Here is a 22,135-nt window from a genome sequence, read left to right on the forward strand (position 1 = left end):
ATGTCGTCGTACCGGTCGCTGCGAGTACTTACCTGAGCGCACTCTCCCCCGTCGAGAGTGCGCTGGCCCCGTGCATCTGCACGAGGGCCGTTTTTATTGCCATCGGAACCTGGCGAGGCGGGCCCCGCCCGCGTCGCATCGCTTGACTAGCCACCAGCCACTCCAGCCGAAGGCCAGAACCGTCATGACGAGACCCACGCCCGAGACCCTCGCCCACTCCGCCCGCCGGGCCCGTGCGGCAGTCGACCCGACCGTCGACGCCGACCCGGCCGTCGCACGTCCCGCGGCCACCCCGGCCGTTCCGGCGGTACGGTCCTCCGCCCCGGCCCAGGTCACCGGTGCCGGTTCGCTCGTGCGGTCCCTTGAGGCGCTCGACGTCGACGTCGTCTTCGGCATCCCGGGCGGCGCGATCCTGCCGGCGTACGACCCGCTCTACGACTCGTCCGTCCGGCACATCCTGGTGCGGCACGAGCAGGGCGCGGGGCACGCGGCGACCGGGTACGCGCAGGCCACCGGCAAGGTCGGCGTGTGCATGGCCACCTCCGGCCCGGGTGCGACGAACCTGGTCACCCCGATCGCGGACGCGTACATGGATTCGGTGGCGATGGTCGCGATCACCGGGCAGGTGGCCCGCCCGTCGATCGGCACCGACGCCTTCCAGGAGGCGGACATCCAGGGCATCACCCTGCCGATCACCAAGCACAACTTCCTCGTGCAGAACGCCGAGGAGATCCCGCAGGTGCTTGCCGAGGCGTTCCACCTGGCCAGCAGCGGTCGGCCCGGCCCGGTGCTCGTCGACATCCCCAAGGACGTGCTCCAGGCGCAGACCACCTTCGTCTGGCCGCCCACCCTGGACCTGCCCGGCTACCGGCCGACCCTGCACCCGCACGGCAAGCAGATCCGGGAGGCGGCGCGGCTGATGGCCGCCGCCCGCCGGCCGGTGCTCTACGTCGGCGGCGGTGTCCTCAAGGCCGGCGCCACGGACGGGCTGCGCCGGCTGGCCGAGCTGACCGGCATCCCGGTCGTCACCACGCTGATGGCGCTCGGCGCGTTCCCCGACTCGCACCAGCAGCACCTGGGCATGCCCGGCATGCACGGCACTGTCGCCGCGGTCTACGGCCTGCAGAAGGCGGATCTGATCATCGCGCTCGGCGCGCGGTTCGACGACCGGGTCACCGGCAAGCTGGACTCGTTCGCCCCGGACGCGACGGTGGTGCACGCGGACATCGACCCCGCGGAGATCGGCAAGAACCGGCACGTGGACGTGCCGATCGTCGGGGACGCCAAGCACGTCATCGACGAGCTGATCGCCGCGGTGACCGTCGAACGGTCAGCGGGGCGCGGCACCGATCTGGGCGACTGGTGGACCCAGCTGGACGACCTGCGCAACCGCTACCCGCTGGGCTACGACGAGCCGGCGGACGGCACGCTCTCCCCGCAGTACGTGATCAAGCGACTGGGCGAGATCGTCGGTCCGGACGCGATCTTCGTGGCGGGGGTGGGGCAGCACCAGATGTGGGCGTCCCAGTTCATCTCCTACGAGAAGCCGTACACCTGGTTGAATTCCGGCGGTCTCGGCACGATGGGTTACGCGGTGCCGGCGGCGATGGGCGCCAAGGTCGGCAAGCCGGACACCGTGGTCTGGGCGGTGGACGGTGACGGCTGCTTCCAGATGACCAACCAGGAGTTGGCCACCTGCGCGTTGGAGGGCATCCCGGTCAAGATCGCCGTGATCAACAACGGCAATCTGGGCATGGTCCGGCAGTGGCAGACACTGTTCTACAACGAGCGGTACTCCAACACCGACCTCGGCACCCACAAGCACCGCATCCCGGATTTCGTCAAGCTCGCCGAGGCGCTGGGCTGTATCGGGTTGCGCTGCGAGAACGCCGACGACGTGGACAAGACCATCGCCGCCGCCATGGAGATCAACGATGCTCCGGTCGTGATCGACTTCGTGGTCGGCAAGGACGCGATGGTCTGGCCGATGGTCGCCGCCGGCACCAGCAACGACGAGATCATGTTCGCCCGCGGCGTCCGCCCGGTCTTCGACGAGGATGACATCTGACATGACTATGCACACGCTTTCGGTGCTCGTGGAGAACAAGCCCGGCGTGCTGGCCCGGGTCTCCGGCCTGTTCTCGCGGCGCGGGTTCAACATCGACAGTCTCGCCGTGGGTGAGACCGAGAACCCGGACGTCTCCCGGATCACCATCGTGGTCAACGCCGAGTCGTCTCCGTTGGAGCAGGTCACCAAGCAGCTCAACAAGCTGGTCAACGTGCTCAAGATCGTTGAGCTGGACCCGCAGGTCTCGGTCGCCCGGGAGTTGCTGCTGGTGAAGGTCCGCGCCGACCGGTCCGCCCGGTCCCAGGTGCTGGAGACCGTCAACCTGTTCCGCGCCCGGGTGGTCGACGTCGCACCGGACACGCTGACCATCGAGGCCACCGGCACCCCGGACAAGCTCGACGCCCTGCTCCGTGATCTTGAATCCTTCGGCATCAAGGAAATGGTCCAGTCCGGGCTGGTGGCGATCGGGCGCGGATCGCGTTCGATCACCGCCGGGCCAGCGCTGCGGGCCGCCTGACCGCCACCGGTCGGCCCGGCCGGGCCGTCCCGAACCCATCCGCACAGACCACGACGGGCCGCCCCGGCCGTCGTACGAAAGGGAAGTTCTCATGAGCGTTGAGGTGTACTACGACGACGATGCCGACCTCGGCCTGATCCAGGCGAAGAAGGTCGCGGTCATCGGCTACGGCAGCCAGGGCCACGCCCACGCGCTGTCGCTGCGTGACTCCGGCGTCGACGTGGTGATCGGTCTGCCGGAGGGCTCGAAGAGCCGCCCCAAGGCCGAGGATCAGGGCCTTCGGGTGGTCACGCCGGCGCAGGCCGCCGCCGAGGCCGACGTGATCATGGTGCTCGCGCCGGACACCGCCCAGCGCTCCATCTACACCGAGTCGATCGCCCCGCACCTGACCCCGGGCAAGGCCATCTTCTTCGGCCACGGCTTCAACATCCGGTACGGCCTGATCAAGCCGCCGGCCGAGGTGGACGTGGCGATGGTCGCGCCGAAGGGCCCGGGCCACCTGGTCCGCCGCCAGTACGCCGACGGCAAGGGCGTGCCCTGTCTCGTCGCCGTCGAGCAGGACGCCAGCGGCACGGCCTTCGCCCTCGCCCTCGCGTACGCCAAGGGGATCGGCGGCACCCGCGCCGGCGCGATCAAGACCACCTTCACCGAGGAGACCGAGACCGACCTCTTCGGCGAGCAGGCGGTGCTCTGCGGCGGCGCCTCGGCGCTTGTGCAGACCGGTTTCGAGGTGCTCACCGAGGCGGGCTACGCCCCGGAGGTCGCCTACTTCGAGTGCCTGCACGAGCTGAAGCTGATCGTCGACCTCATGTACGAGGGCGGCATCGCGAAGATGCGCTACAGCATCTCCGACACCGCCGAGTACGGCGACCTCTCCCGTGGCTCGCGCATCATCGACTCCCGGGTCAAGGACGAGATGCGCAAGATCCTGGGCGAGATCCAGTCCGGCGAGTTCGCCCGCGAGTGGGTCGCCGAGGACGAGGCCGGTCGGCCCAACTTCACCAAGTGGCAGGCCGAGGGCGCGGCGCACCCGATCGAGGAGACCGGCAAGAAGCTGCGCGGCATGATGAGCTGGGTGGACCGCCCGATCACCGAGACCGCCTGACGCATCCTGCCCGCCGTCCCGAACGGCGGACGGTCCACCGACGGCCGGTGACCCAGCGCTCTCCCCGGCGCGGGTCACCGGCCGTCGGCCGCAGTGCTCCGCTGGTCGCGGACGAGCCGCCGGTAGGGCACTACCGCCTCGTTCGCGGCGGTGGTGCGTCGGCGCAGGAAGCTGCGCCGGATTTTCACCTGTTGGGACCGGGTGACAAACGCCTCGGCCAGCGTCGGACCGACCGCGCGAGATCGATGCGGGTCAGCTGTCGCAGCAGCGTGATGCGCACGGCGAGCAACAAGGGCGGTTCCTTCCGGAGGGCTGTGCCTCCGGTGGTGGTGGACGGGAGCAACCGTGTCGGTGCGGTGAACGGCCGATGTCCGTCGTTCGACCGGGCGTGTGAGGGCCCTCACCCCGCAGACCGGAACACGCCGCCCAGCCAGGCCCCTACGATCGCGGGTAGGTGCAGCAGCCGGCACCTGACGGCCACGGCACGGATCAGCGCAGGGCGCAGTGCGGCGCCCGGCCGCCCGCGCCGATCGTAAACACGACCTCTACGAGGACCGATGAATCCTGTCGTACTGATCGCCGAAGAACTCGCCCCCGCCGCCATCGAGGTGCTCGCCCACGACTTCGACGTCCGGCACGTCGACGGCACCGACCGTCCGGCCCTGCTCTCGGCGCTCTCCGAGGCCGACGCCGTCATCGTGCGCAGCGCGACCCAGATCGACGCGGAGGCGGTCGCCGCCGCGCCGCGACTCAAGGTGGTTGCCCGGGCGGGCGTCGGGCTGGACAACGTCGAGGTGGCGGCCGCCACCGCGCGGGGCGTGATGGTCGTGAACGCGCCCACCTCCAACATCGTCTCCGCCGCCGAGCAGGCCGTCGCGCTGTTGCTCGCCGTCGCGCGCAACACCGCCAGCGCCAGTGCCGCGCTCAAGGCGGGGGAGTGGAAGCGGTCGAAGTACACGGGCGTCGAGGTGCAGGGCAAGACCGTCGGCGTGGTCGGGCTCGGTCGCATCGGGGTGCTCTTCGCGCAGCGCATCGCCGCGTTCGGCACCCGGCTGATCGCGTACGACCCGTACATCCAGCCGGCCCGTGCGGCGCAGCTCGGCGTCCGCCTGGTCGGGCTGGAGGAGCTGCTGCGGGAGAGCGACTTCATCTCCATCCACCTGCCGAAGACGCCGGAGACGGTGGGCCTGATCGGGGAGAAGGAGCTGGCGATCGTCAAGCCCGGCGTTCGCATCGTCAACGCCGCCCGTGGTGGCCTCGTCGACGAGCAGGCGCTCGCGAACGCCATCGCCGAGGGCCGGGTCGCCGGTGCCGGTGTCGACGTGTACAGCAAGGAGCCGTGCACCTCCTCGCCGCTGTTCGCCTTCGACAACGTGGTGGCCACCCCGCACCTGGGCGCCTCCACCAACGAGGCGCAGGACAAGGCCGGTCTCGCCGTGGCGAAGAGCGTCAAGCTCGCGTTGCAGGGCGAGTTCGTGCCGGACGCGGTCAACGTGCAGGCCGGCGGCGTGGTCGCCGAGGACGTGCGGCCGCTGCTGCCGCTGGCCGAGAAGCTCGGTCGGGCGTTCACCGCGGTCGCCGGCGGCGTCGCCGCGAGCGTCACCGTCGAGGTTCGCGGCGAGATCGTCGCGCACGACGTGTCGGTGCTCAAGCTCGCCGCGACGAAGGGCCTCTTCAGCTCGGTCGTCGAGGAGCAGGTCACCTACGTCAACGCGCCGCACCTGGCCGCGGAGCGGGGCGTCGAGGTCAACCTGGCGACCCTGGCCGAGACGGCCGAGCAGCCCACCCTGGTCACCGTACGTGGCGCGCTGCCGGACGGCCGGACGGTAAGTGTCTCCGGCACTGTCACCCACTCGGGCGCCCGCGACGTGCTCAAGCTGACCGAGGTGGACGGCTTCGACGTGGAGATCGGCGCGGAGGGCATCCTGCTCTTCCTGCGCTACGCCGACCGTCCCGGTGTCGTCGGCACTGTCGGCACCCTGCTCGGCGAGTCGGGCATCAACATCGCCGCCATGCAGGTGGCTCGGCGGGAGGCGGGCGGCGAGACGCTGATGACGCTCACCGTCGACCAGGCGCTCGGCGCCGACCTGCTCACCTCGGCCGCCGAGTCGATCGGCGCCACCGCGGCCAGCGCCGCCGACCTGCGCGACGAGTAGCAGCCGACAAACACCGTGGGGGGCCTGGCGATGCGCCGGGCCCCTCGTCATTTCCCGTCCGTGCCGCCGGTCGGGTCAGCCGTGCAGTCGCGCCGGGGGCGGGTAGACCGAGCCGTCCTGCGGGTCGAAGAGCATCAGCCCGTGCTCGCCGGCCAGCCGCTCGATGTCCAGCAGCACCTGGTCCGCGCAGGTCGGATGCAGGTTCAGCTCGACATGGTCGTGGGCGGCGTGCAGTGGTGCCACCGCCCACGGGCTGTTCGCGCCGGGGTGACGGTCCGGATAGGAGGCGGTGATCGCCCGGTAGAAGCCGACCACCCGCGGGTCCGGGTAACGGTCCACGTGTCGCCCCTGCCGGCAACCGTCGACCGCTGTCCGCACGTCCTCGGGCGTCGCCCCGTCCTCCAGGGCCCACACGCTCAGATCGAAACTCACGGCGGATAGCGTGCCATCCGCCGTTCACCATGTCGAAACTGCCTCGCCAACGGTCAACCATTGGGCATGGCGACCCCCGTCAGGACGGTCCGGTGTAGAGACTCTTGCGTCGAGTTGCGTCGATTCGCTAGCGTACGTACTGCGGTCACTGGCCGAGTTCGAGGCGCCGGCCCGTCTTCGGGTGGCGCGGTCGGCATCCGGCGCGACCGGTCCGCACCCCTCGATTGTGCGAGCCACGCGCACTCGTCGCTGATCGGCCCCCACGGTCGTTGCCGAGAGCGTGGGGGCCGATCGCAAAGCTCACCGTCGATGAGCGAAGAGCGCCCGATAGTGGGAGTTGCCCCGGAACCACGCCAGGCCGGTCGGGCCGGCGGCGTAGAGCGCTGTGGCGTAGGCGTCGGCGATCGCGAGATCGGGGCCCACGACGGTGGCGGCGACGAGTTGGTCGGCCGGTTCGCCGGTGTGCGGGTCCACCACGTGCCCCCGCCGCCCGGTCACCCCGGAGGTGCCGACCGCGCCGGCGGTCATCTCCAGCACCAGTGGTGCGCGCTCGGGTGCGGTGGGGTGGTGCACCGCGACCCGCCAGGGCCCGCCGTGCGGCGCGTGGCCGCGGACGACGAGGTCGGCTCCTGCGAGTACGGCGTAGTCGTGGATGCCGGCGGCCCGGAGCCGCTCGGCGGCCCGTTCCACAGCCCAGCCACCGAGCAGGCCGCCCGGGTCGAAACCGCCGGGCACCGCCCAGGCGTCGAACCACCCGTCGGTGGCCGCGCGCATGGCAGCGCAGCGGTCCACCAGGTCGGCCAGCGGGGCGTACGAGTCGGGGCTGATCTCACCGCGACGCAGCCGGGAGACCAGGCTCCCGGGCTGGTTGGGGCCGTAGGTGAGGTCGATGGCGCGCAGTTCCGCGACGCTGTCCCGCAACGCCTCGCCCACGCCTCGGCGGCCGAGCCACTCGGGGGCGTTGAGGAGAAGGGTGTACTCGGCGGTCGCGGTGCGTACGGTGTGCTGCACCGAGATGCGGCCCTCGGTGGCGCCGCTTCGGTCGATCCGGTGCCGGCGGCTGCCGAGTCGAAGGTCCGGCCGACGGTTGCGGAACGCCGACGGGTCCGGCCAGCGGGTCCGCGGCTGCTCGTCGATGCGCATCGCATCTGCCCCCTCGCGCTCCGTGCCGCGTCGTCGCGACCCAGTGGTCAGCAGGCCGCCGCGGCCCGCTGACCCCCACCGTAGGCAGCGGAGATGACCGCCTCATGAGTTCCAGCTGAGAGGCTGCTGTGCATTGGGTTATCCCAAATGCTGGACGCGCGTACCGGGAGGCGGGACGGCGACGTACCGTTGCCCGGACGGAACCGTTGAGCAGAGGAGTGCGGTCGTGGCGCGGATCGCGGTGGTGGCCGGAGACGGCATCGGGCCCGAGGTGGTCGCGCAGGCCCGCAAGGTCCTCGACGCGGTGCTGCCCGGCGTGCAGGCCACCGAGTACGACCTCGGCGCGGCCCGCTGGCACCGTACCGGAGAGGTGCTCCCCGACTCGGTGCTCACCGAGTTGGCCGGACACGACGCGATCCTGCTCGGCGCGGTCGGCGACCCGACGGTTCCGCCGGGTGTGCTGGAGCGAGGGCTGCTGCTCAAGCTGCGGTTCGCGTTCGACCAGTACGTCAACCTGCGCCCGTCCCGGCTCTGGCCCGGGGTCGCCGGCCCGCTGGGCAGTGTGAAGCCGGGCGAGGTCGACCTCGTGGTGGTCCGCGAGGGCACCGAGGGCCTCTACGCCGGGGCCGGTGGTTCGCTGCACCGGGACACCCCCGCCGAGGTCGCCACGGAGGAGAGCCTGAACACCCGGCACGGTGTGGAGCGGGTGATCCGGGACGCGTTCGCGCGCGCCGCCCGCCGGGAACGGCGCAAGGTCACCCTGGTGCACAAGACCAACGTGCTCACCCACGCCGGGTCGCTGTGGTCGCGCACCTTCGACGCGGTCGCCGCCGAGCACCCGGACATCGCCACCGAGTACCAGCACGTCGACGCCGCCGCGATGTTCCTGGTCACCCAGCCGCAGCGCTACGACGTGGTGGTCACCGACAACCTCTTCGGCGACATCCTCACCGACATCGCCGCCGCCGTCACCGGTGGGATCGGCCTGGCCGCCAGCGGCTGCATCAACCCCGAGGGGGCGTACCCCTCGATGTTCGAGCCGGTACACGGCTCGGCGCCGGACATCGCCGGGCGGGGCATCGCCGACCCGGTCGCCGCCGTTCTCTCCGCTGCGCTGCTGCTGGAGCAGCTCGGCCACAGCGAGTCCGCGGCCCGGGTCAACGCGGCAGTCGCCGCCGAGCTGGCCAGTCGTACTCCGGGAGTGACGCTGCGTACCGAAGAGGTCGGCGACCGGCTCGCCGCCCACGCCGTAGCCTGACCACCCCGGCCCCACCAGCGACCGGCCCAGCCTCGGCTCGGCCCGGCGGACCGTTTCGCCCGAGCGGCGCTACCCGCTGAACGACCGTTCGGGGTAAGTTTCTGGCACAGCCAAGTCGGTGTGCGATTCCGCATGCCGTTGTCCCGCAGGGAGGTCAGCGCGATGAGCGGTGGTGACAAGCTCGACTTCGAGATCCGTCCGAATCCCGCACCGGTATCCGCCGCCGACCGGGCCGCTCTGCTGGCCAACCCGGGGTTCGGCCGCGTCTTCACCGACCACATGGTCACGGTCCGTTACGCCGACGGCAAGGGCTGGTACGACGCCCGGGTCGAGGCGCGCGCCCCGATCCCGATGGACCCGGCCAGCGCGGTGCTGCACTACGCGCAGGAGATCTTCGAGGGGCTCAAGGCGTACCGGACGGCCGACGGTGGCGTGACGATGTTCCGGCCGGACGCCAACGCCGCCCGCTTCGTCACGTCGGCGCAGCGGATGGCGATGCCGGTGCTGCCGCCCGAGGTGTTCGTCGACTCGTTGCACAAGCTCATCGAGATCGACCGGGATTGGATCCCCACCGACGAGCACGGCAGCCTCTACCTGCGACCGTTCATGTTCGCCAGCGAGGTCTTCCTCGGCGTCCGCCCGGCCAACGAGTACCTCTACATGGTGATCGCCTCACCGGTCGGCGCGTACTTCACCGGTGGGGTCAAGCCGGTCACCGTCTGGGTCTCGCCGGACTACACCCGGGCGGCTCCCGGCGGCACCGGCGCGGCCAAGTGCGGCGGTAACTACGCGACCTCGCTGGCGGCCCAGGCGGAGGCCATCGAGGCCGGCTGCGACCAGGTCGTCTTCCTGGACGCGGTGGAGCGCCGGTTCGTCGACGAGTTGGGCGGCATGAACGTCTTCTTCGTCTACGACGACGACACTGTGGTCACCCCACCGTTGACCGGGACGATCCTGGCGGGCATCACCCGCGACGCCGTTCTCACGCTGGCCGGTGCCGCCGGCCACCGGGTCGAGGAGCGGCCGGTCAGCTTCGCCGACTGGCAGGCCGACGCGGCAAGCGGTCGACTCCGGGAGGTGTTCGCCTGTGGCACCGCCGCGGTGGTCACCCCGATCGGCGGGGTCCGCTTCCCGGACGGCGAGTTCCTGATCGGTGGCGGCGAGCCCGGCCGGGTCACCATGGCTCTGCGTGAGCAGTTGGTCGACATCCAGCGGGGCAAGGCGGCCGATCCGCACGGCTGGGTGCAGCGGGTCTTCTGACCTCCGTCGCCGCGCCGGCCCGTCCACCCGGACGGGCCGGCGCGGTCGTCGGCTGCGGTTCGGCGGGCTACGCCTCGGTGGGCTCGTCGAGCAGGTGGTCGCGGAGGGCGGCGAGCTGTTCGTCGGTCACCCCGGCCTGCCGCAGGTACGCCTCGATCGAGCCGTGCCCCTCGCGCAGCTCGTCGAGGAAGAGTTGCATCGCCTCGGCGGGCGAGGCCAGGAACGGCGCCGGCACGTCCACGCCCTCCGGGTTGATGGCGGCCAGCCAGGCGCTGTACCGAGCCGACGCCTCGGTGCTGAGCGCGTAGTCCGCCGTGATGTCCGCGTCGTCGACGCCGAGCACGGCGAGGGTCAGCGCACAGACGATGCCGGTGCGGTCCTTGCCGGCGACGCAGTGCACCACCACCGGGGCGTTGGCGGAGTCGGCGATCAGCCCGACCGCCTCGGCCAGCCCGGCGGTGCCGGTCTGGGCCAGGTCGGCGTACCGGTCCGCGAGGTAACGGGCCAGGCTGGCGCCCTCCTCGTGCGGCACGCCCGACCAGTCGTCGTGCTCCGGGTGGATGTTGCGGTAGGTCAGCCCCTGGTATGCCGGCACCCGGCCGTCCCGCTGCACCTCGCTCGGGCGGCGCAGGTCGATGACGGTGCGGATCCCGATCGCGGCGAACGCGTCGTGGTCCTGCTCGGTGAGGCGGTGCAGCGAGTCGGAACGGAAGAGCCGGCCCCGGCGTACGGGCCGGTCGCCGTGGCCGAGGCAGCCACCGACGTCGCGGAAGTTGAAGGTGGCGGGCAGCGAGGTCTGGAGATTGTCGTCGATGGCGTCCACGCTCATACGGTAACGGCCGGTGGGGCCACACCCCACCGGCCGTCGGGTCGAACAGTCACCGAGCCGTGCCCGGCGGGAGGGCGCCGTACGTCTCGTCGTAGTAGCCGCCCAGCTGATCCCGGTAGCTCGGGTCGCTGTGGCTGCTCTCGTCGTACTCCGGGGCGGCCTTGATCTGGTCCCGCGTGCGGTCGACGGAGACGGTGCGCTGGTCGTGGTCGACCTGGTTGACGGTGCCGGCCGGCAGCATCACCTTCTTGCCGAAAACCCAGGGGCCCGTGTCGACCACCAGGTAGCTGCCGTCCACCTCGTGGCTGGCACTGTCGATCTTGCCGATTCCACCGTCGCTGGCCTCGACCTTGTAGCCGACCAGGTCGGCGTCGGCCACCCCGGCCTGGTCCCGGTAGCGCCAGGGGTCGAACGTGCCGGCTGGCGCGCCCCCGGGCACGACGCCCTGGTCACCGCCGCGCAGTGGGTCCGGCCCGGCGTGCGTGGCGTGCGGATCGATCCTGTCCATGCCGTTCACTCCTGACTGTCGCCGATCGTCTCGGCGTAGGCGGGTTCGTCGTCCCCGCAGGAGCTACCCGGCCGGCAGGGGCCGGAAACGACGAGCGGCCGACGCCGCGAGGTGCGGCGTCGGCCCGTCGGGGCGTATACCTGCTCAGGCCAGGGCGGCCTCGGCGTCCAGGGTGACCGCCGCGGCGTGCACCACGGCGGAGATCCGCAGTGCCTCGTGCACCTGCTCACGGGTGAAGCCGCTGGCCCGCAGCGTCTTCTCGTGCGACTCCAGGCAGACACCGCAGCCGGTGACGGCCGACACGGCGAGGCACCAGAGCTCGAAGTCACCCTTGTCCACACCGGGGCGCGCGATGATCTGCATCCGCAGGCGGGCCGGCATCGAGGCGTACTGCTCGTCGCCGATGAGGTGCTTGGCCCGGTAGTAGATGTTGTTCATCGCCATGATCGCGGCGGCGCCCTTGGCCGCCTCGACACCCTCCGCACCGAGGTGCCCGAGGGCCTCGGCCGCGATCTCCCGCAGCACCGTCGGGTTGCGGGCGGCGACCGCGCAGGCCAGCGCGGTGCCCCAGGTCTGCACCGGCGTCAGCGTCGAGGCGCCGACCGTGGAGCCCAGATTGAGCCTGATGTCCTTGGCGTACTCGGGCAGAGCCGCCTTGACCGCGTCCAGACCCATGCTCAGACCCCGGCGTCGGCGAGGAGGGCGTTGGCGTCGAGGGTGTCGCCGCCCTTGTTCCAGTTGCACGGGCACAGCTCGTCGGTCTGCAGCGCGTCGAGCACCCGCAGCACCTCGGAGACGTTGCGGCCGACCGAGCCGGCGGTGACCATGGCGAACTGGATCTCGTTGTTCGGGTCGACGATGAAGGTCGCCCGCTGGGCCACGCCGTCCTCGCCGAGCACGCCGCAGGCGGCGGACAGCTCGCGCTTGATGTCGCTGAGCATCGGGAACGGCAGCTCCCGAAGGTCCGGGTGGTCCTTGCGCCACGCGTAGTGGACGAACTCGTTGTCCACTGACGCCCCGAGGACCTGTGCGTCCCGGTCGGCGAACTCGCCGTTGAGTCGACCGAACTCCGCGATCTCCGTCGGGCAGATGAAGGTGAAGTCCTTCGGCCAGAAGAAGACCACCCGCCACTTGCCCTCGTGGGACTTGTGGTTGATCGTCTCGAACGCCTTGTTGGCGTCCAGAGACACGCAGGCGGTGAGTTCGTACTCAGGGAAGCGGTCACCGACAGTGAGCACAGGTCCTCCTTTTGGGCGGCACGGTGGCCGTAACTGGATCCGTTCCAGATACTTCCGCATCGCTGTTGTGGCCGGTGGGCGGCCTGGAAGCGTGTGAAGCCGATCACCGGCGGCCGGTCCGGGCCGGAACGCACGGCGACCCGGCTCGGAACACCCTCCGTAGTGGTCCCGACATGTGGATTGTGCTTCCCACATTCGGGAGGGGGTGGCAGAGTGGCGATCGTGACCAGCACCGTCCTGATTATTGCGACCTAGCGCGCCGGCTCTCCCCTCCGCCGAGCGCGCAGACCTCCCGCACCCGCGGGAGGTCTTTTTGTTGCTCCGAGAAAGGATCCTGATGACGTTCCAGGTCTACGACACGACCTTGCGCGACGGCGCCCAGCGCGAGGGGCTCACCTACTCGGTGATCGACAAGCTGGCGGTGGCCCGGCTGCTCGACGAGTTCGGCGTCGGCTTCATCGAGGGCGGCTGGCCGGGCGCGGTGCCCAAGGACACCGAGTTCTTCCGCCGAGCGCGTACCGAGTTGGACCTGCGGCACGCCGTGCTCGTCGCGTTCGGCTCCACCCGCAAGGCCGGTGTCGCGGTCGCCGACGACCCCCAGGTGCGCGCCCTGCTGGACGCGCAGACCCCGGCGGTGGCGCTTGTCGCCAAGGCCGACACCCGGCACGTCGAGCGGGCGCTGCGGACCACCGGCGCGGAGAACCTGGCGATGATCCACGACACCGTCAGCCATCTCGTCCGGGAGGGTCGCCGGGTCTTCGTCGACGGCGAACACTTCTTCGACGGCTACCGGCACGACCCCGCGTACGGCGCGGCAGTGGTGCAGACCGCGTTGGCCGCCGGCGCCGAGCGGATGGTGCTCTGCGACACCAACGGCGGCATGCTGCCGTCCCAGGTGACCGCCGTGATCGCTGATCTGACCGACAAGCTGGGGATCGACGCCGGTCTGCTCGGCATGCACGCCCAGAACGACACCTCCTGCGCCGTGGCGAACACCATCGCCGCCGTGGAGGCGGGCGTCCGTCACGTCCAGGGCACCGCCAACGGGTACGGCGAACGCCCCGGCAACGCCGACATCTTCGCGGTCGTCGCCAACCTTCAACTCAAGTTGGGCATGCCGGTCCTACCGGAGGGCTGCCTGGCGCAGATGGTGCGGGTCTCGCACGCCATCGCCGAGATCGCCAACATCGCCCCCGACACCCACCAGGCGTACGCCGGGGCCGCCGCCTTCGCCCACAAGGCGGGGCTGCACGCGAGCGCGATCAAGGTCGACCCGTTGCTCTACAACCACGTGGACCCGTCGGTGGTGGGCAACGACATGCGGATCCTGGTGACCGAGATGGCCGGCCGGGCCAGTGTCGAGCTGAAGAGTCGTGAGCTCGGTCTGGACCTGGCCGGCAGTCCGGAGGCGCTGACCCGGGTCACCAAGCGGGTCAAGGAGTTGGAGGCCGGCGGCTGGTCCTTCGAGGCCGCGGACGCCTCCTTCGAGCTGCTGGTCCGCTCCGAGTTGCCGGAGGGCGGCCCGGCTCGACCGTTCACGTTGGAGTCGTACCGGGTGCTTGTCGAACACCGCGAGGACGGTTCGGTGGTCTCCGAGGCGACCGTCAAGATCCGGGTACGCGGGGAGCGGGTGATCGCCACCGCCGAGGGCAACGGCCCGGTAAACGCGCTCGACGAGGCGCTGCGGGTGGGGCTGGCCCGGCACTACCCGCAGCTGCGCGGCTTCGAGTTGGCCGACTACAAGGTGCGCATCCTGGAGGGCAGCCACGGCACCGGCGCGGTGACCCGGGTGCTGCTGGAGACCGCCGACGGCACCGGCCGCGACTGGACGACTGTCGGCGTCCACCCCAACGTGGTCGAGGCCAGTTGGCACGCGCTGATCGACGCCCTCACCTACGGTCTGGCCCCCGCCTCGGTCTGACCCTTCCCCGGCCCTGACGATCCGGCGCTGCGGGCCGCCGGTGCGCGGCGCGGGATCCGGTCGGCGGGCGCGGGATCGTCAGGGGGTGGGCAGGGTCAGCGTCGCCAGGACCGGGCGGTGGTCGCTGCCGGGCAGGGCGAGCACCCGCACCGACCGGACCGCGACGCGCCGGTCGACAAGCACGTGGTCGATGGTGACCGGCGGGATGAGGTCACCGTCGTACGGGCCCCAGGTGCCGGTCAGGCCCTCGCCGGCGGCGTCGGCGGCGTCGACGTAACCGGTGCGCAGCAGGGCGCGCAGCGGGCTGTGGTCGAGAGTGGCGTTGAAGTCCCCGGCCAGGATCTGTAGGCCACCGTCCGGGGTGGCCGGCGGTTGGGCGGTCAGGTCGGCACGCCAGAAGCCGACCTGGTCCACCGCGTACGGGGCCGAGGGGTGGGCCGACTCGACCCGTACCGGGGGTGCGCCGGGGATGGCCACCGTCGCGTACGCCTGGGTGAAGCCCCAGCCGTCGAGGTTGTGCCGGAGGCCGACGTCGGTGAGCGGCCACCGCGAGTAGAGCCCGGAGCCGGGAGTGCCGATCTGCGGGTTGAGCTGCCGGTGCGGCAGCAGCCGGTCGAGGCCGGCCCGGTCCAGGGCGGCCTGCGCCTCCGGTGTGAACTCCTGCACGGTGAGCACGTCCACCTCGTGCCGCCGGACCAGCTCGACAAGCGTCCGCGCGTCCCCGGAGCCGGCGAGCAGGTTGGCGGTGAGCAGCCGCACGGTCGGCCCGGCCGCCGCGGGCTGCGGGGCGGCCAGCGCCCGAGGCGCGACGACGCCGAGCAACGCCACAGCGGTCACCGCCGCGACCGCCGCCGGCCACCAGCGCCGCAGGGCGAGTGCGAGGACCACTGGCAGCAGGCTGAGGCCCGCGACGTACGGCGTGAAGGCGAGCGCCTGCACCAGCGGACCCCGGTCCAGGCCGAGCAGCCGGACGGCGGCCCAGAGGGCGGTCGGTGCGACAGTCAGCCAGCAGAGCAGCGTGCCGAGCCGGGCGCCGCGGTACCACCGCGCCGGGGGCGCGGGCGTGGGCGGCCCGTCGACGATCATGACGGTGATCCTAGCGGGTACGCCGAAACTGTTTCGTGAATGGTGATGCGTTCACCTTTCACAATTATCTGACGGCTGATTGACAACTCGATAAAGCGAGATCAACTATTGACGTCCACCTTTTTTCGGTGCTACGTTCCATCTGGCTCAAACGACGCAACTCTGAGTAGTAACCGCAGCTCAGAGGGGATGTAGATCCTTCAGAAATCGACCTCACCGGTTACCAGTGGGCGAGGTTTCCCGCACCCCGGTGTCGTCGTCCGCCTATTTATGGGCAGTCATCCGTCCCGCCCCGCGGGTCGGCCGAATTCGCACGGTCACACAAGGGGGACCTGTCATGGAAACATCTCTCCGACGCAAGGCGGCAGCGGTCACGTTCGCTGTCCTGGCGCTCACTCTCGCTGGCGGGGGGATCGCCGTCGCCCAGCCGTCGGCGAAGGCGCCGCAGGCGGCCGTCAAGCCGACGGACCGTGGCACGAACAGTCAGCCGCCGGTCACCGCCGAGTCCGCACGCTCGGCCAAGGCCGCGCTGAAGGCGGGCGGCGTCACCACGATGGCGGCCGCCACCTGGTTCACCGTCGTCAACGCCAACGGCACAAAGGCGCGCGGCACCGGCACCGTGCTCAAGTACGGCACCGGCGAGTACGAGGTGCAGTTCGGCTACACCGTCTCGGCCGGTGCCTTCCTGGCCACCATCTCCCGAGCCGACTCCTGCTGCATCCCGCCCGGTGGTGAGGTCTCGGTCTCGGCGCGGCTCGGCACGCCCAACGGGGTCTTCATCCAGACCCGCAACTCGGCGGGAGCGCTGGCCGACCGGGGCTTCACGCTGCTCACCCACACACCCTGACCGAATCGACACCCCGGCCCCCGCGCCTCGTGCGCGGGGGCCGCACCCTGCCCGCCGGCCGTCGTTCGAGGGCCACCGCGTCATGCCGGTGCTGGTCCCGCCGGCCGGACGATTGGGGCTCCTCGGCGAGACCGCGCCGATCGTCACGCTTGCGTGCGACTCATCCCCGTTCGGGCCACTCCGGGCCGGTCCGGGCCGCACAATCCGACGTTTGCCGAGCCCCCGCCCCGGGAAGCAAGCACCGTGACGGACATCTCGGACACCCTGGCCAGCATGCCCACCTCGGTCGATCCCGAGCCGACCGGCGTCGAGCTGGAACAGACCCTCTTCGAGGTCAAACGCGTGATCGTCGGGCAGGATCGGCTCGTCCAACGCCTGCTCACCGCACTGATCGCCAACGGGCACTGCCTCCTGGAAGGCGTACCCGGGGTGGCCAAGACCCTGGCCGCGCAGACCCTCGCGACAGTCGTCGGCGGCACCTTCTCCCGGATCCAGTTCACACCGGACCTGGTCCCCTCCGACATCGTCGGCACCCGGATCTACCGGGCCTCCAAGGAGACCTTCGACATCGAACTGGGCCCGATCATGGCCAACCTGGTGCTGGCCGACGAGATCAACCGAGCCCCGGCCAAGGTGCAGTCGGCGCTGCTGGAGGCGATGGCCGAGCGGCAGGTCTCGATCGGCGGGCGCAGCTGGCCGGTCCCGGCGCCGTTCCTGGTGCTGGCCACCCAGAACCCGATCGAGTCCGAGGGGGTCTACCAGCTCCCGGAGGCGCAGCGCGACCGGTTCCTGATGAAGGTGGTGGTCGACTACCCCAGCGACGCCGACGAACTGGCCATCCTCTACCGGATGAGCACCGACCGGCCGAGCCCACGTCCGGTGCTCGACGCGCAGCGACTGCGGGACCTCCAGGCCCATGCCGAGAAGGTCTTCGTCCACCACGCGCTGGCCGAGTACGTGGTGCGGCTGATCCTCGCCACCCGTGACCCGGGCCGCTTCGGGCTGCCGGAGATCGCCCCGCTGTTGGCGTACGGGGCCAGCCCGCGCGCCACCCTGGGCCTGGTCGCCGCCGCTCGGGCCCAGGCCCTGCTGCGCGGGCGGGAGTACGTGCTCCCCGAGGACGTCCGTGAGCTGGCCGTCGACGTCCTCGCCCACCGGCTGGTGCTCTCCTTCGACGCGGTGGCCGACGGGGTGTCGGCCGAGAGCCTGGTGCGGCGGCTGGTCGAGGCGGTGCCACCGCCCCGGCTGGCCACCGGTCACCCACAGCAGACGCCGGACCTGGCGGCGGCATGAGACGAGCGAACGTCGCACCGGGCCTCGCCGAGTTGGCCCCGGACCAGCGGGTGCGTCGCCTGGAGCTGACCGTCACGCGCCGGCTCAACGGACTGCTGCACGGCCAGTACCGCGGCCTGCTGCCCGGACCCGGCAGTGAGCCCGCCGGCAGCCGCGAGTACCGGCCGGGAGAGGACGAGGTCCGGCGGATGGACTGGGCGGTGACGGCCCGCACCGCGGTGCCGCACGTCCGCCAGGTCGACGCCGACCGGGAACTGACCACCTGGCTGCTCGTCGACGGCAGTGCCAGCATGGAGTTCGGCACCGCCGAGCTGGACAAGCGGGAGCTGGCGGTGGCCGCTGTCGCGGCGGTCGGCTTCCTGACCGCGGGCGTCGGCAACCGCCTCGGTGCCCAGGTGCTGCGTGCCGACGGGGTACGCCGCTTCCCGGCCCGCACCGGACGTACCCATCTGCTCGCCCTGCTCCGCACGCTGCTCGCCGCCCCGCGTCCCACAGCGCCCGGCGACCGACCGGGGTGGGGGCCGGTGGGGCCGCCGGACCTGGCCGACGGGCTCGACGCGCTGCACCGGATCGCCAACCGACGTGGTCTGGTCGTGGTGGTCTCCGACTTCCTCGACGGACTGCCCGACGACCCGGCCCAGCCGGCGCCCTGGGAACGCACGGTGCGTCGGCTGGCCGCCCGGCACCAGGTGCTGGCGATCGAGGTCACCGACCCGCGTGAGCTGGAGCTACCGGACGTCGGGCTGATCACGCTCGTCGACCCGGAGACCGGCCGCCGCCGCGAGGTGTGCACATCGGACCGCCGGCTGCGCGAACGCTACGCCGAGGCCGCCGCCGCCCAGCGCGACCAGATCCACCAGGCGTTGCGCCGCAGCGGAGCCACCCACCTGCCCCTGCGCACCGACCGGGACTGGAGCGCGGACATCGTCCGGCACGTGCACGCCCAACGTCGACTGGCCGCCGCGCCGGTCGCCCCGGCACGGGGAGGTGTCGCGTGACCTGGCAGTCGCCGCTGCGACTCTGGCTGCTGCTCGGCGTACTCGCCCTCGTCGGCGCGTACCTGCTGATGCAGCGCGGGCGCAGCCGGTACGCGGTCCGCTTCACCAACCTGCGGCTGCTGGACCGGGTGGCGCCGGAGCGGCCCGCCTGGCGTCGGCACGTACCGGCCGGGCTCTTCCTGGCCATGCTGGCCCTGCTCGTCGTCGGGTTCGCCCGCCCCAGCGCCGAGGTCCGGGTGCCCCGGGAGCGGGCCACGGTGATGGTGGCGGTGGACGTGTCCACGTCGATGCTCGCCACCGACGTGGAACCGGACCGGTTGGCCGCGGCGAAGCAGGCGGCCCGGCGGTTCGTGGAGGGTCTGCCCGACGAGTTCAACGTGGGTCTCGTGGCGTTCGCCGGCAGCGCGGCCGTGCTGGTGCCGCCGGGCACCGACCGGGACGCCCTCGACGAGGGGATCGACCGGCTCGCCGAGGGGATCACCGGCGTACAGGGCACCGCGATCGGCGAGGCCATCAACACGTCCCTCGGCGCGGTCAAGAGCCTGGACAGCGCGGCCGCGAAGGAGACACCACCGGCCCGGATCATCCTGCTCTCCGACGGCGCCAACACCTCCGGAATGGACCCGATGGAAGCCGCGGCGGAGGCGGTGACGGCGGAGGTGCCGGTGCACGCCATCTCCTTCGGGACACCGTCCGGGTTCGTCGACCGGGGTGGACGGCCCATCCAGGTGCCTGTCGACGGGCAGACCCTCAAGGCAGTCGCCGAGGAGACCGGCGGGATGTTCCACGAGGCCAGCACCACCGACGAGCTGCGCGCCGTCTACGACGACATCGGCAGCTCGGTCGGTTACCGCACCGAGCGGCAGGACGTCTCGGCCCGGTTCATCGGCCTCGGACTGGTGTTCGCGATGGGCGCCGCCGCCGGCTCGATGCGTTGGTTCTCCCGCCTGCCCTGACCGCCGTGCACCACCGCCGTCGACCGTGAGGAGTACGCATGGCAGTACAGACCGGACTGGGCGAACCGCGTGGTCCCTGGTTCATCTCACCGAACCTCGACCCGGACGGGCGCGGGTGGTGGGACACGCCCGAGCGCGACCCGGGCGGGCGGCGGCCTCGACGGCTGCTCGCCGCACTGGCCGTGGTGGCGCTCTCCACCGTCTCGGGCGCCGTCGCCGGTGGCGTGGTGGCCGCCCGGGACGGAACTCCCGGCCCGGCTGCGGCGTCCGCCGCCCCGGTGCCCGCCGAACTGGTCACCGCTGCCGAGCGGACCGTACCGGGGGTGGTGTCGGTGCTGGCCGGCGGCACGTCGGCCGGGTCCGCGACCGGCTCGGGCTTCGCCGTGGACGACCAGCAGCACCTCATCACCAACGATCACATCCTGGCCAAGGGTGGTGGCGGGCCGGTGACCGTCGAGCTGCCCGACGGCCGACGGTTCGCCGCCGACGTGGTGGGCCGGGAGCCCCGCAGCGACCTGGCGGTGCTGAAGGTGCCGGCGGCGGCCGGGCTCACCCCGTTGCCGATGGCCAAGCCGGGCGCGACCCGGGTCGGTGAGCCGGTGCTCGCGGTGGGCTCGCCACTCGGGTTGGCCGGAACTGTCACCGCGGGCATCGTCAGCGCGTTGGACCGCGAGGTGCGGCTGGGCAACAACCGGCACCGCGCGGTGCAGACCGACGCGTCCATCAACCCCGGCAACTCCGGTGGACCGCTTGTCAACGCCCGTGGGGAGGTGGTCGGCGTGAACACCGCCATCGCCACCATCGACGGGAACGGTTCGATCGGCATCGGGTTCGCCATCCCGATCGACCAGGTGCAGCAGACCGCCGACACGATCATCGGCAAGGGTGGCTGACCTGCGCGGACAGCCGAGGGCGCGGCCAGTGTCAGATATCCGGCCGGACGGCATCGGACCATGGAAATACGACTGTCGGTATGGATACTGGCGGAGGTGGAGCGTCCTCTTCTCGCGGTCCTCCTGCTGGTGGGCCTGGTCATCGGATGTGCAGTGGGGTCGGCGTACGCCCGGGCACGACGCGGGTGGAACGACTACCAGACGGTTCGGAAGTCGGTGCCGGGCGCCCGTCGGGGCGCCTGGTCGCTGATCCGTGGGGTCGCCGTGAAGGCCGGGGTGATCGCGCTGCTGCTCTTCGGCGCGGTGGCGTACGCGGCGGTCGGCTCCGACGAGGAAACCGCTGGGCCGGCGCCCAGCCAGTCCCCGACGCAGAGCAGGACCCCGCACCGATGACCTCCGGGGGGTCGTCGCGGGTTAGCCTCGGGGTGTGGACGACGGACTGCGGGTGACCGATCGGTGGATCGTGCCCGCCGGGGAGCTTCGGGAGCGCTTCTCCCGCTCGTCGGGGCCGGGTGGGCAGGGTGTGAACACCGCGGACTCCCGGGTCGAGCTGAGCTACGACGTGGCCAACTCCCCGGCCGTGCCCGAGTGGCTGCGGTCGCGGGCCCTGGCCCGGCTGGCCAACCGCCTGGTCGACGGGGTGCTGACGATCGCCGCCAGCGAGCACCGGGCCCAGCTGGCCAATCGGGAGGCGGCGCGGGAACGCATGACCGCGCTGCTGCGGGAGGCCGCCGCACCCCCACCGCCGCCCCGCCGGGCGACCCGCCCGTCGCGTGGGGCCAAGGAGCGCAGGCTGGCCGAGAAGAAGCGCCAGTCCCAGCGCAAACGGGACCGCCGCGCCGACGGCGAGTAGGTAAGGCCGAGACGGGCCACAGACCGCGGTGGAGTGAAGGAGGCCGTGCGCTTGCGATTCGAGCATCGCGACACCGAGACAGACGCGAGCGTCGTCGACCGTGTGTGGCGCACCTCCAGCGACGCCGAGGACACGATGACATCCGCGGCGCGCACGTGCTGCCAACTGATAGTCACGCGGACGCAGGGGCGTCTACTCGTCAGCCTGCGCGGCCCGGAGACCAGGGCCACCACTGCGGCGGTCCCGCCGAACGCCGAGTTCCTCGGGATCCGGCTCACCCTCGGCACCGTCCTTCGGCCGTATTCCGCGGCCTCGATCGTCGACGGATACGTGCCCCTCCCCGTGACGGACTCGGGCCGGGTCGTCATCGGCGGCGAGGACTGGGAAGCGCCGACATACGAGAACGTCGAGCAGTTCGTCCGGTGCCTGCGCGGCGCGAATCTGCTGGTGCGATCACCTCTGCGGGTCGAGGAGCAGGCCGCTGGGCAGCTCCAGGGCTACCCGTCCAAACGAACCCTTCAGCGGCAGTACCGCACGATCACCGGTCTCTCGCAAACCGCAGTGACCCAGATCGACCGCGTGAACACCGCGGCCACGATGCTGCGCGAGGGGCGCGGGTGGCCCACGGTCGTCGAGGCGCTGGGGTACTTCGACCAGGCTCACCTGGCACACGCGCTGCGGCGCTATGTCGGGCGCACCGCGCGCGGGCTTCAGGGGCGCGACGACGCGGCCATGTCGTTCTTGTACAAGATCTGCCCGCGGCCAGGCAGCTAA

Annotated in this window: 22 protein-coding genes; 15 read left to right on the forward strand and 7 right to left on the reverse strand. The window is 71.5% G+C overall.

The genetic code is table 11. The features are described 5' to 3' along the window. Positions 1-184 precede the first annotated feature (184 nt). The 4 genes from ACQPWW_RS07060 to serA all read left to right on the forward strand — a co-directional run bounded on the left by ACQPWW_RS07060 (position 185) and on the right by serA (position 5,846). Positions 185-2,068, forward strand: coding sequence for an acetolactate synthase large subunit (locus ACQPWW_RS07060; RefSeq protein WP_433130322.1), 1,884 nt, complete (start codon positions 185-187; stop codon positions 2,066-2,068). 1 nt (position 2,069) lies between these two features. Beyond that, positions 2,070-2,585, forward strand: coding sequence for an acetolactate synthase small subunit (gene ilvN / locus ACQPWW_RS07065; RefSeq protein ID WP_124815780.1), 516 nt, complete (start codon positions 2,070-2,072; stop codon positions 2,583-2,585). A 91-nt stretch (positions 2,586-2,676) separates the two neighbouring features. Further along, complete coding sequence (gene ilvC / locus ACQPWW_RS07070; protein ID WP_357804626.1) at positions 2,677-3,690, forward strand: ketol-acid reductoisomerase; 1,014 nt, start codon at positions 2,677-2,679, stop codon at positions 3,688-3,690. A 557-nt stretch (positions 3,691-4,247) separates the two neighbouring features. Continuing rightward, positions 4,248-5,846, forward strand: coding sequence for a phosphoglycerate dehydrogenase (serA, locus tag ACQPWW_RS07075; RefSeq protein WP_433130325.1), 1,599 nt, complete (start codon positions 4,248-4,250; stop codon positions 5,844-5,846). A gap of 75 nt (positions 5,847-5,921) precedes the next feature. On the opposite strand, the gene ACQPWW_RS07080 is transcribed toward serA, so the two are convergent. After that, positions 5,922-6,278, reverse strand: a complete 357-nt coding sequence (locus tag ACQPWW_RS07080; RefSeq protein ID WP_433130327.1) for a hypothetical protein — start codon at positions 6,276-6,278, stop codon at positions 5,922-5,924. A 300-nt stretch (positions 6,279-6,578) separates the two neighbouring features. After that, positions 6,579-7,421 carry an FAD:protein FMN transferase gene (locus ACQPWW_RS07085; RefSeq protein WP_433130329.1) on the reverse strand — a complete coding sequence of 281 codons (843 nt, stop codon included), beginning with the start codon at positions 7,419-7,421 and terminating at the stop codon, positions 6,579-6,581. Between the two features lie 226 nt (positions 7,422-7,647). Here ACQPWW_RS07085 and ACQPWW_RS07090 point away from each other — a divergent pair, with 226 nt between their 5' ends. Together ACQPWW_RS07090 and ACQPWW_RS07095 are read left to right on the forward strand one after the other, a co-directional pair. Beyond that, positions 7,648-8,679, forward strand: a complete 1,032-nt coding sequence (locus tag ACQPWW_RS07090; RefSeq protein WP_433130331.1) for a 3-isopropylmalate dehydrogenase — start codon at positions 7,648-7,650, stop codon at positions 8,677-8,679. A gap of 162 nt (positions 8,680-8,841) precedes the next feature. After that, a complete protein-coding gene (locus tag ACQPWW_RS07095; protein WP_433130333.1) occupies positions 8,842-9,939 on the forward strand; it encodes a branched-chain amino acid aminotransferase in 1,098 nt (365 codons plus the stop codon). A 67-nt stretch (positions 9,940-10,006) separates the two neighbouring features. Here the strand turns inward: ACQPWW_RS07095 and ACQPWW_RS07100 are convergent, their stop codons facing one another. The 4 genes from ACQPWW_RS07100 to ACQPWW_RS07115 all read right to left on the reverse strand — a co-directional run bounded on the left by ACQPWW_RS07100 (position 10,007) and on the right by ACQPWW_RS07115 (position 12,514). Beyond that, the gene (locus tag ACQPWW_RS07100) at positions 10,007-10,768 is read right to left on the reverse strand and encodes a tyrosine-protein phosphatase (RefSeq protein ID WP_433130335.1); all 762 of its coding nucleotides are present in this window, start codon (positions 10,766-10,768) and stop codon (positions 10,007-10,009) included. A gap of 49 nt (positions 10,769-10,817) precedes the next feature. Beyond that, positions 10,818-11,276 carry a PRC-barrel domain containing protein gene (locus ACQPWW_RS07105; RefSeq protein ID WP_433130337.1) on the reverse strand — a complete coding sequence of 153 codons (459 nt, stop codon included), beginning with the start codon at positions 11,274-11,276 and terminating at the stop codon, positions 10,818-10,820. A 144-nt stretch (positions 11,277-11,420) separates the two neighbouring features. Next, positions 11,421-11,951, reverse strand: coding sequence for a carboxymuconolactone decarboxylase family protein (locus ACQPWW_RS07110; protein WP_433130339.1), 531 nt, complete (start codon positions 11,949-11,951; stop codon positions 11,421-11,423). A gap of 2 nt (positions 11,952-11,953) precedes the next feature. Beyond that, positions 11,954-12,514 carry a peroxiredoxin gene (locus ACQPWW_RS07115; RefSeq protein ID WP_433130341.1) on the reverse strand — a complete coding sequence of 187 codons (561 nt, stop codon included), beginning with the start codon at positions 12,512-12,514 and terminating at the stop codon, positions 11,954-11,956. Positions 12,515-12,851: 337 nt separating this feature from the next. On the opposite strand from ACQPWW_RS07115, the gene cimA reads away from it, so the two are divergent. Next, entirely contained in the window at positions 12,852-14,435 is a 1,584-nt protein-coding gene (gene cimA, locus ACQPWW_RS07120; protein ID WP_433130343.1) for a citramalate synthase, read from the forward strand. Between the two features lie 78 nt (positions 14,436-14,513). On the opposite strand, the gene ACQPWW_RS07125 is transcribed toward cimA, so the two are convergent. Continuing rightward, positions 14,514-15,452: an endonuclease/exonuclease/phosphatase family protein gene (locus ACQPWW_RS07125; protein ID WP_433134182.1), complete on the reverse strand. Its 939-nt coding sequence runs from the start codon at positions 15,450-15,452 to the stop codon at positions 14,514-14,516. A gap of 406 nt (positions 15,453-15,858) precedes the next feature. Between ACQPWW_RS07125 and ACQPWW_RS07130 the strand changes: the two genes are divergently transcribed. From ACQPWW_RS07130 to ACQPWW_RS07165, 8 genes are all read left to right on the forward strand, one after another. Then, positions 15,859-16,368, forward strand: a complete 510-nt coding sequence (locus ACQPWW_RS07130) for a hypothetical protein (protein ID WP_433130345.1) — start codon at positions 15,859-15,861, stop codon at positions 16,366-16,368. 243 nt (positions 16,369-16,611) lie between these two features. Next, positions 16,612-17,661, forward strand: a complete 1,050-nt coding sequence (locus ACQPWW_RS07135) for an AAA family ATPase (RefSeq protein ID WP_433130347.1) — start codon at positions 16,612-16,614, stop codon at positions 17,659-17,661. Then, entirely contained in the window at positions 17,658-18,659 is a 1,002-nt protein-coding gene (locus tag ACQPWW_RS07140) for a DUF58 domain-containing protein (protein ID WP_433130349.1), read from the forward strand. The genes ACQPWW_RS07135 and ACQPWW_RS07140 overlap by 4 nt, the downstream gene beginning before the upstream one ends. After that, complete coding sequence (locus ACQPWW_RS07145; protein ID WP_433130351.1) at positions 18,656-19,615, forward strand: VWA domain-containing protein; 960 nt, start codon at positions 18,656-18,658, stop codon at positions 19,613-19,615. Before ACQPWW_RS07140 ends, ACQPWW_RS07145 begins: the two co-directional genes overlap by 4 nt. 38 nt (positions 19,616-19,653) lie before the next feature. Continuing rightward, positions 19,654-20,508, forward strand: coding sequence for a S1C family serine protease (locus tag ACQPWW_RS07150; RefSeq protein WP_433130353.1), 855 nt, complete (start codon positions 19,654-19,656; stop codon positions 20,506-20,508). Between the two features lie 96 nt (positions 20,509-20,604). Beyond that, a complete protein-coding gene (locus ACQPWW_RS07155) occupies positions 20,605-20,901 on the forward strand; it encodes a hypothetical protein (protein ID WP_433130355.1) in 297 nt (98 codons plus the stop codon). Between the two features lie 34 nt (positions 20,902-20,935). Beyond that, positions 20,936-21,361 carry an alternative ribosome rescue aminoacyl-tRNA hydrolase ArfB gene (gene arfB, locus ACQPWW_RS07160; RefSeq protein WP_433130357.1) on the forward strand — a complete coding sequence of 142 codons (426 nt, stop codon included), beginning with the start codon at positions 20,936-20,938 and terminating at the stop codon, positions 21,359-21,361. Between the two features lie 45 nt (positions 21,362-21,406). Continuing rightward, entirely contained in the window at positions 21,407-22,135 is a 729-nt protein-coding gene (locus ACQPWW_RS07165; protein ID WP_433134184.1) for an AraC family transcriptional regulator, read from the forward strand.

It is taken from the genome of Micromonospora sp. CA-240977, assembly GCF_050942285.1.
Classification (GTDB): Bacteria; Actinomycetota; Actinomycetes; order Mycobacteriales; family Micromonosporaceae; genus Micromonospora.